This is a genomic window from Streptomyces sp. WZ-12 (genome assembly GCF_028898845.1).
Classification (GTDB): domain Bacteria; phylum Actinomycetota; class Actinomycetes; order Streptomycetales; family Streptomycetaceae; genus Streptomyces.
In genome coordinates this window covers 5,343,005-5,361,008 of the sequence record NZ_CP118574.1, presented here as the reverse complement: position 1 = coordinate 5,361,008, position 18,004 = coordinate 5,343,005, and the positions used below count along the sequence as shown (strand labels likewise).

At 74.3% G+C, this 18,004-nt stretch carries 15 protein-coding genes; 6 read left to right on the top strand and 9 right to left on the bottom strand.

Annotation, left to right across the window (positions count from 1 at the left end; all coding sequences use genetic code 11):
- Positions 1-112: 112 nt before the first annotated feature.
- From PV796_RS23285 to rsmI, 6 genes are all read right to left on the bottom strand, one after another.
- Positions 113-1,051: a 4-(cytidine 5'-diphospho)-2-C-methyl-D-erythritol kinase gene (locus PV796_RS23285; RefSeq protein WP_274915291.1), complete on the bottom strand. Its 939-nt coding sequence runs from the start codon at positions 1,049-1,051 to the stop codon at positions 113-115.
- The gene (gene rsmA, locus PV796_RS23280; RefSeq protein ID WP_274915290.1) at positions 1,048-1,947 is read right to left on the bottom strand and encodes a 16S rRNA (adenine(1518)-N(6)/adenine(1519)-N(6))-dimethyltransferase RsmA; all 900 of its coding nucleotides are present in this window, start codon (positions 1,945-1,947) and stop codon (positions 1,048-1,050) included. The genes PV796_RS23285 and rsmA overlap by 4 nt, the downstream gene beginning before the upstream one ends.
- On the bottom strand, positions 1,944-3,152 hold the full coding sequence (locus PV796_RS23275) for a ubiquitin-like domain-containing protein (RefSeq protein WP_376566181.1): 1,209 nt from the start codon (positions 3,150-3,152) through the stop codon (positions 1,944-1,946). Before PV796_RS23275 ends, rsmA begins: the two co-directional genes overlap by 4 nt.
- Positions 3,153-3,214: 62 nt before the next feature.
- Positions 3,215-4,090, bottom strand: coding sequence for a TatD family hydrolase (locus tag PV796_RS23270; RefSeq protein ID WP_274915287.1), 876 nt, complete (start codon positions 4,088-4,090; stop codon positions 3,215-3,217).
- 33 nt (positions 4,091-4,123) lie between these two features.
- Positions 4,124-4,597, bottom strand: coding sequence for a hypothetical protein (locus PV796_RS23265; protein WP_274915285.1), 474 nt, complete (start codon positions 4,595-4,597; stop codon positions 4,124-4,126).
- A gap of 242 nt (positions 4,598-4,839) precedes the next feature.
- The gene (gene rsmI / locus PV796_RS23260) at positions 4,840-5,724 is read right to left on the bottom strand and encodes a 16S rRNA (cytidine(1402)-2'-O)-methyltransferase (RefSeq protein WP_274915283.1); all 885 of its coding nucleotides are present in this window, start codon (positions 5,722-5,724) and stop codon (positions 4,840-4,842) included.
- A 108-nt stretch (positions 5,725-5,832) separates the two neighbouring features.
- Between rsmI and PV796_RS23255 the strand changes: the two genes are divergently transcribed.
- From PV796_RS23255 to PV796_RS23240, 4 genes are all read left to right on the top strand, one after another.
- On the top strand, positions 5,833-7,572 hold the full coding sequence (locus tag PV796_RS23255) for a dolichyl-phosphate-mannose--protein mannosyltransferase (RefSeq protein WP_274915282.1): 1,740 nt from the start codon (positions 5,833-5,835) through the stop codon (positions 7,570-7,572).
- A 174-nt stretch (positions 7,573-7,746) separates the two neighbouring features.
- Positions 7,747-9,399, top strand: a complete 1,653-nt coding sequence (locus tag PV796_RS23250) for a penicillin-binding transpeptidase domain-containing protein (RefSeq protein ID WP_274915281.1) — start codon at positions 7,747-7,749, stop codon at positions 9,397-9,399.
- 85 nt (positions 9,400-9,484) lie between these two features.
- The gene (locus PV796_RS23245) at positions 9,485-9,613 is read left to right on the top strand and encodes a hypothetical protein (protein ID WP_274915279.1); all 129 of its coding nucleotides are present in this window, start codon (positions 9,485-9,487) and stop codon (positions 9,611-9,613) included.
- Positions 9,610-10,458, top strand: a complete 849-nt coding sequence (locus tag PV796_RS23240; RefSeq protein ID WP_274915278.1) for a DMT family transporter — start codon at positions 9,610-9,612, stop codon at positions 10,456-10,458. The genes PV796_RS23245 and PV796_RS23240 overlap by 4 nt, the downstream gene beginning before the upstream one ends.
- A 119-nt stretch (positions 10,459-10,577) precedes the next feature.
- On the opposite strand, the gene PV796_RS23235 is transcribed toward PV796_RS23240, so the two are convergent.
- Together PV796_RS23235 and PV796_RS23230 are read right to left on the bottom strand one after the other, a co-directional pair.
- Entirely contained in the window at positions 10,578-11,360 is a 783-nt protein-coding gene (locus tag PV796_RS23235; RefSeq protein WP_274915277.1) for an SDR family NAD(P)-dependent oxidoreductase, read from the bottom strand.
- A gap of 92 nt (positions 11,361-11,452) precedes the next feature.
- Positions 11,453-12,643 (bottom strand): serine hydrolase domain-containing protein, encoded by a 1,191-nt coding sequence (locus PV796_RS23230; RefSeq protein WP_274915276.1) that lies wholly within the window; start codon positions 12,641-12,643, stop codon positions 11,453-11,455.
- A gap of 201 nt (positions 12,644-12,844) precedes the next feature.
- On the opposite strand from PV796_RS23230, the gene PV796_RS23225 reads away from it, so the two are divergent.
- Together PV796_RS23225 and PV796_RS23220 are read left to right on the top strand one after the other, a co-directional pair.
- Positions 12,845-14,059, top strand: coding sequence for a cytochrome P450 (locus PV796_RS23225; protein WP_274915275.1), 1,215 nt, complete (start codon positions 12,845-12,847; stop codon positions 14,057-14,059).
- A 133-nt stretch (positions 14,060-14,192) separates the two neighbouring features.
- Complete coding sequence (locus PV796_RS23220) at positions 14,193-17,537, top strand: S41 family peptidase (protein WP_274919190.1); 3,345 nt, start codon at positions 14,193-14,195, stop codon at positions 17,535-17,537.
- A gap of 167 nt (positions 17,538-17,704) precedes the next feature.
- On the opposite strand, the gene PV796_RS23215 is transcribed toward PV796_RS23220, so the two are convergent.
- Positions 17,705-17,908 carry a hypothetical protein gene (locus PV796_RS23215; protein WP_274915274.1) on the bottom strand — a complete coding sequence of 68 codons (204 nt, stop codon included), beginning with the start codon at positions 17,906-17,908 and terminating at the stop codon, positions 17,705-17,707.
- Positions 17,909-18,004: the final 96 nt, after the last annotated feature.

Below are 18,004 nucleotides of genomic sequence, written 5' to 3'. Positions count from 1 at the left end.
GCACGATCAGACCCGAGCAGCGGGCCGACCGGTTGCCGGCTGGCGGACACGGTACGGACACGGATCGGACACGGCCCGAGCGGGCCGGCGGTGCCGAACGGTCGTGACGGGCCTAGCCGTTGGCGAGGACCGTCGCTCCCGGCGCCGGTGCCACCGCCGGGCGGGCCGTGCGGCAGGTGCCCGAGGTGCGCAGGGCGGCGGCTATCCGCTCGGCGTCGGCGGCGTCGGCCGCCAGGAACGCGGTGGTCGGGCCGGAGCCGGAGACCAGGGCCGCGAGGGCGCCGGCGGCGGTGCCGGCGGCGAGGGTGGCCGCCAGCGACGGCCGCAGCGAGACCGCCGCCGCCTGGAGGTCGTTGTCGAGCGCACCGGCCAGGGCGGTGGCGTCGCCGGTGCGCAGGGCGTCCAGCAGGGCCGGGTCGGGCTCCGGGTCGGGGACGTCGGCGGTGGTCGCGCCGAGGCCCGCGGTGTCCCGCAGGCGGTCGCACTCCTTGTAGACGGCCGGGGTGGACAGGCCGCCGTCGGCGACCGCGAAGACCCAGTGGAAGGTGCCGCCGACGGGGAGCGGCTCCAACAGCTCGCCGCGGCCGCGGCCCAGCGCCGCGCCGCCGACCAGACTGAACGGCACGTCGCTGCCCAACTCCGCGCAGATGGCGAGGAGTTCACCCTGGGTGGCGCCGGTCCCCCACAGGGCGTCGCAGGCCAGCAGGGCGCCGGCGGCGTCCGCGCTGCCGCCGGCCATGCCGCCGGCGACCGGGATGTCCTTGGCGATGTGGAGGTGGACGTGCGGCTCCAGGCCGTGGCGGGCGGCCAGCGCGCGGGCGGCGCGGGCGGCGAGGTTGGAGTCGTCGAGGGGGACCTGGTCGGCGTCGGGGCCGGTGCAGGTGAGGGTGAGGGCGTCGGCGGGGGTGGCCGTGACCTCGTCGTGGAGGCCGACGGCGAGGAAGACGTTGGCCAGGTCGTGGAAGCCGTCGGGGCGGCGGCCGCCGACCGCGAGCTGGACGTTGACCTTGGCGGGGACGCGGACCGTGACGGGGGCGGCGTCGCCGGTCATCGGGTGGCCTCCTGGTCCGCGGCCTGGACCTTGTGCTCGGCGATGGCGATGAAGGACTCGATGGTCAGGGACTCGCCGCGGGCCTGCGGGGAGACACCGGCGGCGACCAGCGCGGCCTCGGCCGCCTGCGCCGAGCCCGCCCAGCCGGCGAGGGCGGCCCGCAGCGTCTTGCGGCGCTGGGCGAACGCGGCGTCGACGACGGCGAAGACCTCCTTGCGGGAGACGCGGGAGGGCAGCGGCTCGGCCCGGCGGACGAGCGAGACCAGGCCGGACTCGACGTTGGGCGCGGGCCAGAAGACGTTGCGGCCGATGGCGCCGGCCCGCTTGACCTCGGCGTACCAGTTGGCCTTGACCGAGGGGACGCCGTAGACCTTGTTGCCGGGGCCGGCGGCGAGCCGGTCGGCGACCTCGGCCTGGACCATGACCAGGGTGCGTTCGATGGTCGGGAACCGCTCCAGCATGTGCAGCAGGACGGGGACCGCGACGTTGTAGGGGAGGTTGGCGACCAGCGCGGTGGGCGCCGGGCCGGGCAACTCGGTGACGTGCAGGGCGTCCTGGTGGACCAGCGCGAAGCGGTCGGCGCGCTCGGGCAGTCGGGCCTCGACGGTGGCGGGCAGGGCCGCGGCGAGGACGTCGTCGATCTCGACGGCGGTGACCCGGTCGGCGACCTCCAGCAGGGCCAGGGTCAGCGAGCCGAGGCCCGGGCCGACCTCGACGACCACGTCGTCGGGGCGGACGTCGGCGGTCTTCACGATCCGGCGGACGGTGTTGGCGTCGATGACGAAGTTCTGGCCGCGCTGCTTGGTCGGGCGTACGCCCAGCGCTGCGGCCAGTTCCCGGACATCGGCGGGGCCCAGCAGGGGGCCGGATTCGTCGGTGGTCTTACGCTCGCTCACCCGTGCAGCTTACGGCCGCAGACCGGCCAGGGGCTCGCGCCCCTGGTGACGTAGAGCTTCTTGGCCCGGAAGGTCTGCTCCTGGGCGGGGGCGTCCTGGGGGCGGCCGGTGCCGCCGAGTCGGTGCCAGGTGCCGACGTCGAACTGGTAGAGGCCGCCGTAGGTGCCGGTGGCGTCGACGGCGTTCGGGCGGCCGCCGGCCTCGCACCGGGCGAGCTCGCCCCAGGCCAGGCCGTCGGCGCCGCCCACCGAGGTGGGCAGGGCCGCGGTGCCGATGCGGACGATCTGCGGGCGGGGCTCCGCGACCGTCTCCACCGCCACCTTCCGGGGCTTGCGGCGGACCCCGTTGACGGTCTCCAGGCGGTAGGTGACCTGCCGCAGCCCGGGCACGCCGGGGCGGACCACCTCCTCGGTGCCGCGGGTCAGGCGCGGGTCGGGCCGCTTGACGGTGCGGAACGGGACGGGCTCGTCGCGGACCTCGGTGGTGCCGGTGATCCGCAGCACGGAGACGGTCTGGCCCTCGCGCGGGAAGCTGTCCGGCGGCACCGAGGTGGTGTCCTGGTCTCGCAGCGCCAGGCCGCTCTGGGCGAGGGCCTCGCGGACGGTGGCGGCGGTGGTGCGGACCCGGTGCTCGCGGCCGTCGGCACGGAAGACCACGGTGCGTTCGGTGCGGACCGCCAGCTCCAGGCCGTGCCGGCCGATGGGCTGGGAGCGGGAGGCGGAGAGGTAGGCGCCCTCGGCGCGGACGCCGAGCTGGTGCAGCGCCCCCTCGACGGTGTCCGCGGTGGTCCACACCCGGTGTTGGTGCCCGTCGAGGGTGAGGTGGACGGGCCGGCCGTGCCGGACCACGACCTCCGCACCGCTGGCGAGGCCGGCGTCGGCGGTGGGGGCGACGATGTCGTGCGGGCCGACGGCGAGGTCCTGGTCGGCGAGGAGTCCGTCGACGTCGTCGGCGAAGGTGTGCAGGGTGCGGGGGTGGCCGTCGACGCTGAGCTTGACGGCCTTGTCGTGGGCGACGAACGCGGTGGTGCCGCCGGCGAGGAAGGCGACGACCAGGGCGCGGGGCACCAGCCGGCGGAGGCGTTCGGGCGCGCCGACGGCGGGGCGTCGGCGGTGGCCGCCGCGTCCGGTGCGGTGTCCGCTCTGCGAAGGACTCAACGCTCCACCTGCCACGGGTGTCGTCCGGTAACCGGTCAAGCGCGGAATGTAGCGGAGCGGGGGCGGCGGGCCCAACTCGCGCGGGGGTGGCGCGAGTCGGGCCACGGGGGTCAGTAGTCGAACGCGCGGGCGGTGTTCTCGGCGATGACCGAGGCCAGCGCGTCCTCGGTCAGGCCCTTGACGTCGGCCATGGCGCGCAGGGTGTGCGGGATGAGGTACGGCGCGTTGGCCCGTCCGCGGTACGGCGCGGGGGTGAGGAAGGGTGCGTCGGTCTCGACGAGGACGAGCTCGGGCGGGGCCACGGCGAGGGCGTCGCGCAGCGGTTGGGCGTTCTTGAAGGTGACGTTGCCGGCGAAGGACATGAAGTAGCCGGCCGCGGCACAGGTCTTGGCCATCGCGGCGTCGCCGGAGTAGCAGTGGAAGACGACCCGGTCGGGCGCGCCCTCCTCGCGCAGGATCCGCAGCACGTCGTCGTGGGCCTCGCGGTCGTGGATGACCAGGGCCTTGCCGCGCCGCTTGGCGATCTCGATGTGGGCGCGGAAGGAACGCTGTTGGGCCGCGACGCCCTCGGGGCCGGTGCGGAAGTAGTCCAGGCCGGTCTCGCCGACGCCGCGGACCTCGGGGCGGGCGGCGAGCGCGTCGATCGCGCCCAGCGCGTCGTCGAGGGCGGCGTCGCCGCCGGCCCTCCGCGCCCGCTGCCGGGACCATCCGTCGGGATCCCCCAGCACGATCCGCGGAGCTTCGTTGGGGTGCAGCGCGACGGCGGCGTGCACCCGCTCGTGGGCGGCGGCGGTGTCCGCGGCCCAGCGCGAGCCGTTCACGTCGCAGCCGACCTGGACGAGGGTGGTGACGCCGACGGACGCGGCCTTGGCGAGGGCCTCCTCGACCGTCGTCTCCTGCATGTCCAGGTGGGTGTGCGAGTCCGCGACCGGCACCCGGAGCGGTTCCGGCAGCGGCGGCGGGGTGTCTTTGTCCTGCGGGGCCATGGCCGCGATCCTACGAGGACCGCGGCCGGCGCCTCACTTGCGGTGGTGCTGGAAGGGGTGCAGCAGGTCGGAGAGGTGCCAGCGGTGCCGCTCGGGGTCGGCGGTGCTGCCGGTGCGACCGTCGTCCGCGCGGGGGCCGGCCTCCTCGTGGTGGGTGGCCTTCCGGTGATGCGGACGCTCGTGCAGGTGCGCGATCGCGTCGGACACCATCGAGACCTGCCCGGAGCGCATGATGCGGACGACGTGGCCGCCGCAGTTGAGGCAGGTGGGATGGGTCAGGGGGGACGGCACCCGCTCGCCGTCCGCGTAGTAGACGGCGTGCGTGACGCCCTTGGGGTCCACCTGGTGCTCGATCTCGTACGCCTGCTCCCAGCCGTGGCCGCAGCTCATGCAACAGAAGGCGTACGCCTCGTGGGCGGCGGGCTCGGGCCGCCGGGGTTGGGGCGGGAAGGTACTCGCGGATGCCGCGCCGGAAGCGCCGCCGGTGGTCTTGGTGATGTCGCTCATGTGCGCTCCTCTTGTCCGCTGGACAAGCTCTCCGGGGACCGAACGTCCCGGTTCCCAGGGAACGCCTTTCACGGCGGGAGCGCAGCCGTCCTGGCACCTATTGGCCCAGATTTGGCAGCTCGTAGGACAAACGCACCAGATCCCGGGTGATCGCTTTACCTTCGATGCCGGCCATTTACCTTCCCGACGGTCGCATTAGGCCCGTGAGCTGGGCTTTTATGCTCTCCCGAGCGTGCACACGCTCAGCCGGGCAGGCCGGGCCCGGAATTCTTTGCCGCATCCTTGGCCGCGTTCTTGGCCGCCACCACGGCGTCGAAGACCTCCCGCTTGGGCAGCCCGACGTCCGCCGCCACCGCCGCGATCGCCTCCTTGCGGCGCTCCCCGGCCTCCTCCCGGATCCGCACCCGGCGCACCAGCTCCTCGGCGTCCAGCTCACCCGGCCCGCTCTCAGGGGCACCCTCGACGACGATCGTGATCTCCCCGCGGACGCCCTCGGCGGCCCAGGTCGCCAACTCGCCCAGCCCGCCGCGCTTGACCTCCTCGTAGGTCTTGGTCAGCTCGCGGCAGACCGCGGCGCGGCGGTCGGCGCCGAAGACCTCGGTCATCGCGGCGAGGGTGTCGTCCAGGCGGTGCGGGGCCTCGAAGTAGACCAGGGTGCGGCGCTCGCCCTCGACCTCGCGGAGCCGGGAGAGCCGCTCCCCCGCCTTGCGCGGCAGGAAGCCCTCGAAGCAGAACCGGTCCACCGGCAGCCCGGACACCGCGAGCGCGGTGAGCACCGCGCTCGGGCCGGGCACCGCGGTGACCTTCACCCCGCGCTCGACGGCGGCGGCGACCAGCCGGTAGCCGGGGTCGGAGACCGACGGCATGCCGGCGTCGGTGACCAGCAGCACCCGCGCCCCGCCGGCCAGCGCCTCCGCCAACTCCGGCGTGCGGGCCGCCTCGTTGCCCTCGAAGTACGACACGACCCGGCCGGCCGGCACCACGTCCAGGGCCTGGGTGAGCCGGCGCAGCCGCCGGGTGTCCTCGGCGGCGATCACGTCGGCGGCGGCCAGTTCGGCGGCGAGCCGCGGCGGGGCGTCCGCGACGTCGCCGATGGGCGTCCCTGCAAGTACCAGCGTTCCAGTCACCTCCCCATCCTCCCAGCCCGGCGCCGGTGCCCCCCGCGGGCCCGTGCCGGTGACGTGCGGTACCGGCCCGCGGCGCGGGCCACCCGCCTCCGGAACCGCTTCCCTACGATGGGCCGGGTGACGAGTGACACCACCGCGACGCACGCGGCCGCCCCGCACGCCTCGGAGCCGACCGACCGGCCTCCGGTGTGGCAGCGGCGCCTGCGCCGGTTCGGATACGCCGGCCGCCCGTCGGCCGACATCCGGACGCGGCTGGTGGCGCCGTTCCCCGAGCCGGACGGGCGGGTGTGGGCGCTGCTCGGCGCCGGCCCCAACCTCACGTCCCGGCTGGCCCGTTGGTCGGGCTGGATCGGGCCACTGCTGGTGACGGCGTTCGCGGGCGTGCTGACGTTCTGGAACCTCGGCAGCCCGCGGAAGGTGATATTCGACGAGACGTACTACCCCAAGGACGCCTGGTCGCTCCTGCAGTACGGCTACGAGGGCACCTGGGCGAAGAACGCCAACGACGCCCTGCTGGCCCACCCCCCGCAGATCCTGCTCTCGCCGGAGCACTCGTACGTCGTCCACCCCCCGATGGGCAAGTGGCTGATCGCGCTGGGCGAGTGGGCGTTCGGGATGAACCCCTTCGGCTGGCGGTTCATGACCGCGCTGCTCGGCACGCTGTCGGTACTGCTGGTCTGCCGGATCGGGCGGCGGCTGCTGCGCTCGACGGCGCTGGGGTGCCTGGCCGGCGCCCTGCTGGCGGTGGACGGGCTGCACTTCGTCATGAGCCGCACCGCGCTGCTCGACCTGATCGTGATGTTCTGGGTGCTGGCCGGCTTCGGCTGCCTGCTGGTGGACCGGGACCGCACCCGGGCCCGGCTGGCGGCGGCGCTGCCCGACGGCCCCGAGGGACTGGCCCGGCCGGACGGCGAGATCGGCGCCCGGCTGCGGCTGGGCTGGCGGCCCTGGCGGATCGCGGCCGGGCTGTGCCTGGGCCTGTCCGCGGCGACGAAGTGGAACGGCCTGTACTTCCTGGCCGCGTTCGCGCTGATGTCGGTGCTGTGGGACATGGGGGCGCGGCGCACGGCCGGGGCCCGGCGCCCGTTCCGCGCGGTGCTGCGGTGCGACGCGCTGCCCGCGTTCGCCTCCACCGTCGTCGTCGCCCTCGCCACCTACCTCGCGTCCTGGACGGGCTGGATCGTCACCAAGGGCGGCTACTACCGGGACTGGGCCACCTCCCCCGAGGGCCAGCACGGCTCCTTCACCTGGCTCCCGGACTGGCTGCGCAGCCTGTGGCACTACCAGACCGAGGTCTACGCCTTCCACACCGGACTGACCACGCCGCACACCTACCAGTCCAACCCCTGGAGCTGGCTGGTCCTGGGCCGCCCGGTCTCGTACTTCTACGAGGACCCCAAGGCCGGACAGGACGGCTGCACCGCCGCCGAGGGCTGCGCCCGCGAGGTGCTGGCGCTGGGCACCCCGCTGCTGTGGTGGGCGGCCTGCTTCGCGCTGCTGTACGTGCTGTGGCGGTGGCTGTTCCGGCGGGACTGGCGGGCCGGGGCGATCGCCTGCGGCGTCGCGGCCGGCTATCTGCCGTGGTTCCTCTACCAGGAACGGACCATCTTCCTCTTCTACGCCGTGGTCTTCGTGCCGTTCCTGTGCCTGGCGCTGGCGATGATGATCGGCGCGCTCATCGGGCCGCCGCGCGCCGACGAGCGGCGCCGCACCTTCGGCGCGGTCGGCGCCGGCGTCCTGGTGCTGCTGATCGTCTGGAACTTCATCTACTTCTATCCGCTCTATACGGGCCTGCCGATCCCGAAGAGCGCCTGGCACGACCGGATGTGGTTCGACAGCTGGGTCTGAGCGGCCGGCCGGGCCCCACCGCCCGTTGTGACGAAACCGTCACGACGGTTCGACGGTGCGTCACCGGACCGTGCCCTGATCGAGACTCACCGCTTGCCCGTGTCCCTTAGAGTGCGAGGGGCGTTCTTGGGTGCGTACCTGAGGACCTCAAGCTCCTGGGAGGGGATCGTTGGCATGCGCCGCGAGGTGAAGTACGGGCTGATCGGCGGGTCGGTGGCCCTGGTGGTGGGAGTGGTCGGCGGCTTCACGCTGTTCGGCGGCTCGGACGGGGCGTCGCCCCAGGCCGTCCGGTCCGCCGACGCCAAGTCGGGCGACGGCGCCTCGGTGCCGACCGGCCCCCTGACCGCCAAGGAAGTCAACACCACGGCCCAGGCGTTCCTGACGGCCTGGCAGTCCGGCGACACCGCGAAGGCCGCCGCACTGACCGACGCCCCGGACGCCGCCCGCACCGCGCTCGCCTCCTTCGCCCAGCAGGCGAAGTTCACCAAGGTGACGCTGAAGCCGGGCACCCCGACCGGCGACAAGGTGCCGTACACGGTCGGCGCGCAGATCTCCTACAAGTCCGTGCAGACCCCCTTCTCCTACGGCAGCGCGGTGACCCTCAAGCGCGACAAGGCCACCGGTAAGCCGCAGATCGCCTGGCAGCCCTCCGCGCTCTACCCGGGCCTGGCCAAGGGCGACGAACTGCGCACCGGCGAGGCCGAGGCGCCGCCGATCAAGGCGGTGGACCGCAACGGCACCGAGCTGACCGCCAAGGACCACCCGACGCTGTCCGCGGCACTGGACAGCCTGCGCACCAAGTACGGCACGAAGACCGACGGCAAGCCCGGCGTGGAGCTCTACATCCACCGCGCCAAGGCCGCCGACAGCAACAAGCAGCAGCCCGACAAGACCCTCAAGGTGCTCTCCCAGGGCGCTCCGGGCACCCTGAAGACCACGCTGGACGCCACGTTGCAGACGGCCGCCGAGAACGCCGTCAAGGGCAAGAAGTCGGCGTCCGTCGCGGCGGTGAAGCCCAGCACCGGCGAGATCCTGGCGTTCGCCAACTCCCCCGCGAACGGCTTCAACGTCGCCACCCAGGGGTCGTTGGCGCCCGGCTCGACGATGAAGATCGTCACCGCGGCGATACTGATGGACAAGGGCCTGACGGCGCCGGACAAGAAGGACCCCTGCCCGCAGTTCGTCACCGTCGGCGGCTGGAAGTTCCAGAACCTCAACAAGTCCGAGATCCCGGACGGCACCTTCGCGCAGAGCTTCGCCGCGTCCTGCAACAACGCCTTCATCGGCCACGCCAAGGACCTCAGCGACGACGACCTGACCAAGGAGGCCCGGGACGTCTTCGGCCTCGGGCTGAACTGGGCCACCGGCATCCCGACCTTCGACGGCACCGTCCCGGTGCAGCACGACGCGCAGATGGCGGCCTCGCTGATCGGCCAGGGCGGCGTCCGGATGAACCCGCTGAACATGGCCTCGGTCGCCGCCACCGCCCAGTCCGGCACCTTCCGCCAGCCGTTCGTCGTCGCCCAGTCGCTGGACAACCGGGCGTTCGCCAAGGCGGCGCGCACCATGAAGCCGGACACCGCGGCCAACCTCAAGTCGCTGATGAAGCTGACCGCGACGTCCGGGACGGGCGCCGAGGCGATGCAGGGCCTCAGCGGTGACCTCGGCGCCAAGACCGGTTCCGCCGAGGTCGACAACCAGGACAAGCCCAACGCCTGGTTCGCCGCCTACCGCAACGACCTGGCGGCCGCCGCGGTCGTCCCGGCCAGCGGCCACGGCGGCACCAACGCGGGCCCGCTGGTCCGCGCCCTGCTCGCCGCCAACTGACGCCCGTGGACACCCCGTTGCCCGGGGTGTCCACCGGCCGGAACCCGTTCGCATGGCCCGCACACCCTTCGTTACCGTGCGGGCCATGAGCGATTTCGCAACCGGTACCGAGACCCCACCGCCCGCCACCGTCAGCGACGCCCACCCACGCTTCGCCGGAGCGCTCGCCCACGGCGGCGGCCGACTCGCCCACGTCCGCGAGCAGACCGCGTGACCCCGCTGGTCGTCGCGGCCGTCCTGCTGGCCGCCGTCACCCACGCCAGTTGGAACGCGCTGGCCCACGGCATACGCGACCAACTCCTGGCCTTCACCCTCGTCGGTGGCGGGGGCACGCTCTGCGGCGCGCTCCTGGCCTGCTTCACCCCCCTGCCGGCGGCCGCCGCCTGGCCCTACCTGCTCGCCTCCTCCGTGCTGCACGTCGTCTACCAAGCGCTGCTGATGCAGTCCTTCCGGATGGGCGACTTCGGCCAGATGTATCCGATCGCCCGGGGCACCGCGCCCCTCGTCGTCACCGTCCTCGCCGCGGTCTTCGTCCACGAGGTACCCGGCGGCTGGGCCCTTGCCGGCGTCGCGCTGGCCTCAACGGGCCTGGTGGGACTGGCCCTTTGGGGCATCCGCGGCGCCGGCTCCCGCCCCCACTGGCCGGCGATCCTCGCCGCCCTGGCCACCGGCCTGTCCATCGCCTCCTACACCACCGTCGACGGCCTGGGCGTCCGCGCCTCCGGCAGCGCGCTCGGCTACATCGCCTGGCTGATGATCCTCGAAGGACTGGCCATCCCCGCCTACGCGCTGGCCACCCGGCGCGGCCGACTCGCCGCCGAACTACGGCCGTTCGCCCTGCGCGGCCTGCTCGGCGGCCTGCTGTCGGTCTTCGCCTACGGACTCGTGCTGTGGGCCCAGACCCGCGCACCGCTGGCCCCCATCGCGGCGCTGCGCGAGTCGTCGATCATCGTCGGCGCCGTGATCGGGACGCTCTTCTTCAAGGAACGGTTCGGTCTGCCGAGGGTTGCGGCGGCGGGGGTGATGGTGGTGGGGATCGGCCTGATGCTCGCCGGCTGACGGCCGCCTGGGCGGCCGGTTCCCTCCCACGTTGTCGGCCCTCCGCCCCCGACCCCTCCTGTGCGATGCGGGCCGCCGCCCCGGTGGGGAGTTGAGGTTCACCCGGTGCGGGGTGGGGTTCAACTGCCCTTGAGGGCTTGGCGTAGTTCGGGGTTGGCGGGGAGGAGGCCGCCGTCCACGGGGAGGGTGATGCCGGTGACCCAGGAGGCGTCGGGGGAGGCGAGGTAGGCGACGGCGGCGGCGATGTCGTCGGGGCGGCCGACCCGGCCCAGGGGGTAGACGGTGGCGGCGCGGGTCAACTTCTCCTCGCGGCCCGCCCAGTTGGGGGTGTCGATGGTGCCCGGGGCGATGAGGTTGACGCGGACGCCGCGGGGGGCCGCGTGGCCGGAGAGGGTGCGGGTCAGGCTGGCCAGGCCGGCCTTGGCGGCGCTGTAGGCGTGGTTGCCGAAGTCCTGGATGCCGTTCACCGAACCGATGTTGACGATCGAGCCGCGGCCTTCGGCGGCCACCAGGTGCGGCAGCGCGGCCCGGGCGCAGCGCATCGCGCCGGTCAGGGTGAGGTCGAGGTCGGCGGCCCACTCGTCGTCCGGGGTGTCCTCGAAGAGCGGGGCGTCGGGATGGCAGCCGAAGGCGTTGTTGACCAGGGTGTCCAGGCCCCCGAACCGCTCCACGACGTACCCGACGGCCGCCTCCACGGCCCCCCGGTCCCCGACGTCGCAGACCCGCCCCTCGGCCGCACCGCCGTCCGCCCGGATCCCCTGCGCGACCCGTTCGGCCCGCTCCCCGTCGATGTCGGTCACCAACACCCGTGCCCCCTCGCGCGCCACCCGCCGAGCCGCGGCCTCCCCGATCCCCCGCCCGGCCCCCGTAACCAGCACCCGGTATCCCTCAAGTCGCCTCATGGGCCAGTACTTACCCGGACGGGAGCCCTCGCTCCCACCGGGGCGGGGACCCGCACGGCGCGGAAGGGGCGGGGCCCCGCCCCAACGGCGGGTCAGCCGACGACGTGGGAAGCCAGCGCGCGCACCAGCGCCTGCGCCCGCGGGTCGGCGGTCACGTTCCGCTGCATCCCGTTCGTCACGTAGCCGACGGCGACCCCGCTCTCCGGGTCGGCGAAGGCGAGCGCGCCGCCGCGGCCGGGGTGGCCGAACGAGCCGGGACCGAGCAGCGGGGACGCCGGGCCGTGCAGCATGAAGCCCAGGCCGAAGCGGGTGTTGACCAGGAGCGTGCGGTCCGGGCCGGCGGACTCCTCGGTGCGGGCGAGGGTCAGCGTCGCCGGCGCGAAGAGTCGGGGGTGACCGTCGACCGGCCCGATCAGCGCGGCGTACGCGCGGGCCAGGGCGGGCGCCGTGGCGATGCCGGCGGAGGCGGGCAGCTCCGCCGCCCGGTAGGCGTCGGAGTTCTCGTCGGGCGCCGGGGATATCGCGCCGAAGGCGCGGTTGGTGAGCGAGTCGGGGTCGGCGTACGCGTCGGAGACCGCCTTCTTGGGGCGGACCCGCAGGCCGGCGGCGGCCGGGCGGGGCGGGGCCTCGACGGGGGCGAGGCGGCCGACGCGGGGGCGGGCCGCCTCGGGGAGGCCGATCCACAGGTCGAGGCCGAGCGGCCCGGCTATCTCGTCGGCGACCCAGGCGCCGAGGGTGCGGCCGGTGACCCGCAGCACCAGTTCGCCCAGCAGCCAGCTGTAGGTCTGGGCGTGGTAGCCGTGGTCGGTGCCGGGCGTCCAGGCGGGGGCCTGCGCGGCGAGGGCGGCCGGGCCGCTGGTGCCGTCGATGGCCTGGGCGGGGGTGAGCGGGGTGTCCAGGACGGGCAGGCCCGCGCGGTGCGCGAGGAGGTGGCGGACCAGGACGCGGTCCTTGCCGGCGGCCTTGAACTCGGGCCAGTACGTGCCGACCGGGGCGTCCAGGTCGAGTTGGCCGCGCTGGTGCAGCAGCAGCGGGACGGTGGCGGCGATGCCCTTGGTGGCGGAGCGGACGATCTGGGCGGTGCCGGGCTCCCAGGGGGCGGCCTGGGGGTCGTCGGGATCGGCGTCGCCGTCCTTGGTGCCGGCCCAGAGGTCGACGACCTTGCGGCCGTCCCGGTAAACGGTGACGGCCGCCCCGCGCTCGCCGCGCTCGGCGAAGTTCGCTGCGAAGGCGTCCCGGACCGGCTCGAAGCCGTCCTCGACCGTGCCCTGGACGTCCACCACTGTTCCTGTTTCCCGTTCTTCCGCCGCTTAAGGTGACCCATCAATGGTGCAACGCCGGGATCCATGCTCATGACCAGGGGCACCGCCAGGGCCACGGGCCGTGGCGTTCCTCACACTTGGGCGCGGGCGGGCCCGGAACGCCGGCGGATCCGGCCCGGCACCGTCCTTGACTGTTGTGCCCCGCTCCCCCACCCTCCGGCCATGGCAGCCCAGGAAGCACCAAAGGCTCCGCGCGCGAGGTTCGTGCCGTGCGGGGGCGAGAGCTGGCGCACCCCGTGGGGGAGATACGCGGCGCTGCGGGACACCGCGCCCGCGCACCATGTCGCGGACGGCGACTACTGGGTGCTCTCCCGGTACGCGGACGTGCTCGCCGCCGCCCGGGACACCGCGCGGTTCTCCTCCGCCGCCGGCCTGACCTTCACCTACGGCGAGCGGGAGCGGCTCGGCATCACCGACGCGGCGCCGCTGGTGATGCTGGACCCGCCGGAGCACACCGACTTCCGGCGGCTGTTGACCCGCGGCTACACCCCGCGGCGGGTGGCCGCCATCGAGCCGGACGTGCGGACCTTCGTCCGGGAGCGGCTGGACCGCATCGCCGACCTGCCCGGCGGCTGCGACATCGTCGCGGAGCTTTTCAAGCCGCTGCCCAGCTTCGTCGTCGGCCGCTATCTGGGCGTGCCGGAGGCGGACCGGGCCCGCTTCGACGACTGGACGCACGCCATCGTGGAGGCCACCACGCTCGGCTCGCCGCTGGCCGCGGCGACGGCGGTGGGCGAACTGCTGGGTTACTTCGCGGAGTTGGCGGAGCGGCGGCGCGCCGAGCCGGCCGATGACACCGTCTCCGATCTGGTGCGGCTGCTGCCGCCGGGCGACGACGCGGCGCTGCTGCGCATCCTCGGCTTCGCCTTCACCATGGTCGCCGGCGGCAACGACACCACCACCGGCCTGTTGGGCGGCGCCGCCGAGCTGCTGACCGCCCACCCGGACCAGCGCCGCCTCCTGCTCGACGCCCCGGCCCGGCTGCCGGCGGCCGTCGAGGAGCTGCTGCGGCTGACGTCCCCGGTCCAGTGCCTGGCACGGACGGTCACCGCCGACACGGTGCTGCACGGCCGCACCGTCCCGGCCGGCCGTAAGGTGCTGCTGCTGTACGGGGCCGCCAACCGCGACCCGCGGGCGTTCGGCCCGGACGCGGAGCGGCTGGACCTCACCCGGGACGGCCCCCAGCACCTGGCGTTCGCGCACGGCCCGCACCACTGCCTGGGCGCGGCCGCGGCCCGTCTGGTGGCCCGGGTGGCGCTGGCCGAACTGCTGGGCCGTTTCCCGGACTTCGCGGTGGACGCGGCCGCCGGCACCTTCGCGCGGGGCCACTACGTCCGGCGGTACGCCGCGCTGCCGTTCGTCCCGGGCCGGCGGTGACCGGTTTCGGTCACGGGTGACGCGGGGTGAGCGCGGCGGGGTGGCCGAACGGGCCGAGTTGCCGCCCGCTCCCGGCGCCGAAACCATGGGGGACGTGAGCGATGCACCCGAGGCCGGCGTCCCGCGTGGCCGGCTGCGCCGCGTTCCGACCGGGCCGGGCCGCCCGCCCGGTTCGTACCTGCGCTTCCCGCACCTCCACGGCGACCTGCTGTGTTTCGCCGCCGAGGACGACCTGTGGCTGGCGCCGATCGCGCCGGAGGGCGAGGAGCCGGGCCGGGCCTGGCGGCTGACCGTGGACCGGACCCGGGTCGGTCACCCGCGGTTCTCCCCCGACGGCTCGCAGATCGCCTTCACCAGCTGGCGCAGCCTGGACCCGGAGGTCCATCTGGTGCCGGTGGCCGGCGGGCCGGCGCGGCGGCTGACGTACTGGGGCAGCACCGACGCCCGGGTCTGCGGGTGGACGCCGCCGGACGGCGAGGGCCAGGCGCAGATCCTCGCGGTGTCCTCGCACGGCCAGCCGTTCTCGTACTACTCGTGGGCGTACTGCCTGCCGACCGAGGGCGGCCCCGGTGGCCAGCTCCCCTGGGGGCCGGTCGCCGACATCGCGCTGGCCGATCTCGACGGGGAGCGCCGCACGCTGCTGCTGACCGGCAAGCCGCCGCACGAGCCGGCGTCCTGGAAGCGCTACCGCGGCGGGGCGACCGGCCGGATGTGGCTGCACGGCACCCGGCTGCTGCCGGACCTGCACGGGCATCTGGACTCGGTGATGTTCACCGGTGGCCGGATCGCCTTCCTCTGCGACCACGAGGGCGTCGGCAACGTCTACTCCTGCCTCCCGGACGGCACCGACCTGCGCCGGCACAGCGACCACCCGGACTTCTACGCCCGGCACGCCTCGACGGACGGCTCGCGGATCGTGTACCAGTGCGCCGGCGACCTGTGGCTGATCGACGACCTGTCCCCGGGCGCGGCGCCGCGGAAGCTGGCGGTGCGGCTGGGCGGGCCGCGGGCCGGCCGCCGCACGTACCAGGTGCCGACCGCCTCGCACGTCACCGGCCTGGCGGTGGACGCCACCGGGCGGGCCAGCGCGGTCGGGGTGCGCGGCAGCCTGTACTGGCTCACCCACCGCGACGGGCCGGCCCGGACCATCCACGACACCCCGGGCGTGCGGGTGCGGCTGCCGGTGATGCTGGGCGCGACCGGCCGGATCGCGTATGTGACGGACGCCGAGGGCGACGACGCCGTCGAGGTCGCCGACCTGCCGCGGGCCAGCGGTCCTGGCACCCCGCGCCGGTTGGCGGCCGGGGCGCTGGGCCGGGTCCACGAGCTGGTCCCGGCGCCGGACGGGGAGCGGCTGGCGGTGGCCACGCACGACGGGCGGCTGCTGCTGGTGGACGTCGGGGAGCCGGCGGAGGAGGCCGACGGCGGCGCGGTGGGCGGGCCGCCCGCGGTGGTCACCGAGCTGACCCGCTCCGGCAACGGTCCGGTCCGTGATCTGGCGTTCTCCCCCGACTCCCGCTGGCTGACCTGGTCGCACCCGGGCATCGGCCGGACGCTGCGGCGGATCAGCATGGCCCGGCTGTCCGACGGGCACGTCGTGGACGTCACCAACGGCCGCTTCGAGGACGAGCAGCCGGTGTTCACCCGGGACGGCCGCTATCTGGCCTTCCTGTCCTGGCGGGGCTTCGACCCGGTCTACGACGTGCACACCGGCGACCTGTCGTTCCCGTTGGGCTGCCGCCCCTACCTCGTCCCGCTGTCGTCGGCGACGCCGTCCCCGTTCGCGCTGTCCCCGGAGGGGCGGCCGGCGGCCGGCGGGCTGGACCCGGACGAGAACCCGGTGCCGAGCGGCGAGGGCCCGGTGTTGGTGGAGGTGGAGGGGCTGGCCAACCGGGTCACGCCGTTCCCGGTCGCGGCGTCCAAGTACTCCTCGCTGCGGCCGGTCAGCGGCGGGGGGCTGGTGTGGCTGCGCTGGCCGATCTCCGGCGCGCTGGGCGAGACCTTCGCCAACCCGGCCGACACCTCCGGCCGCCCCACCCTGGAGCACTTCGACCTGACGAAGGCGCGGCGCACCGAACTCACCAGCTCCCTGGACGGGTTCGCGCTCAGCGGCGACGGTACCCGGCTGGTCGTCAACGACGAGGGCGAGCTGCGCGCGGTGCCGGCGAACGAGCCGGCGGACGGCGACACCACGGTCCATCTGGACCTGCGGCGGATCCTGCACGACGTGGATCCGGGGGCGGAGTGGCGGCAGGCGTTCGACGAGGCGGGCCGGATCGTCCGGGCGTACTTCTGGGACCCGAAGCTGTGCGGGATCGACTGGGAGGACGTGCTGGCGCAGTACCGGCCGCTGCTCGAACGGGTCGCCAGCCCCGACGAGTTCGCCGATCTGCTGCGCGAGGTGCTGGGCGAGCTGGGCACCTCGCACGCCTATGTCGCCGGGGCCCGGCGCAACGAGGGGCCGCCGCACTACCAGCGCCCGATCGGCCTGCTGGGTGCCAACTTCACCTACCGGGACGGGCGTTGGGTGGTCAAGCGGATCCTGCCCGGCGAGTCCTCGGACTCCAAGGCCCGCTCGCCGCTGGCCGGCACCGGCATCCGGGAGGGCAGCGCGCTCACCCATGTCGACGGGCGGCCGGTGGACCCGGTGGCCGGCCCGTTCCCGCTGCTGGGCGCGGCCGGCGGCACCACCGTCGAGCTGACCTTCGCACCGCCGGAGACGGACGGGAACGGCAACGGGCACGCCCGCCGGGTCGCGGTGGTCCCGCTGATCGACGAGCGACCGCTGCGCTACCAGGACTGGGTGGCCAAACGGCGGGCGGTGGTGCGGGAGTTGAGCGACGGCCGGTGCGGCTACCTCCACATCCCGGACATGGGCGGCTCGGGGTGGGCGCAGTTCAACCGCGACCTGCGGCGGGAGGTGGCGATGCCGGCGCTGATCGTGGACGTCCGCGGCAACGCCGGCGGCAACATCTCCGAGCTGGTCATCGAGAAGCTGACCCGCGCGATCATGGGCTGGGACCTGACCCGGGACGCCGAGCCGGTGTCGTACACCAGCAACGCGCCGCGCGGCCCGGTGGTCGCGGTGGCCGACGAGATGACCTCCTCCGACGGCGACATGATCACCGCGGCGTTCAAGCTGCAGGGCATCGGCCCGGTGGTCGGCACCCGGACCTGGGGCGGGGTGGTCGGCATGACCGGCCGGCACCGGCTCGCGGACGGCACCACGATCACCGTGCCGATGAACGCCGCGTGGTTCCGCCTCTACGGCTGGGGCGTGGAGAACCACGGCGTGGAGGTCGACATCGAGGCGCTGCGCTCCCCGCTGCACTGGGCGGAGGGCCGGCACCCCACCCTGGGCGTCGCGGTGCGCACCGCACTGGAGTTGCTGGACCGCCATCCCGCGGCGAACCCGCCGGACCTGTCGGACGTCCCGGACCGTCGTCGGCCCCCGCTCCCGCCGCGCGCCGACGGGTGACGCCCCAAGCGTCCCAACGAAAGTTCCCCGCCCGCCAGTTGAGGGCATTCGGTATACCGAACACGTCGAAGGGGCGCACCCGGTGCTCCGGGTGCGCCCCTTCTTGACGGCGAACGACCCTCGTTGAAGGACGTCAAACGCCCGTCAGTGCGGCGGGCGTTGGCGCGTCAGCTCTCGAAGCGGTCCTCGGCGTCGTCCACGCCCTGCTGGCCGCGCTCGCGGGACTGCTGGCCGCGCTCCTGCGCCTGCCGGCCACGCTCCTGGCCCTGCTGCCGGCCGCGCTCGGCGCCCTGCTGACCTTGCTGGGCACGCCGCTTGGCCTCGTCCTTGAGCTGCTGCGCCTTGTCCTTGAACTGGTCTTCGATGCCCATGCTGTTCACTCCTGTGGGGGTGTCGGGGATCGGGCTCGACCAGCGTGACATGAACCGACATTGGTCGCATTTCGATCACAATCGGGCACTATCCGT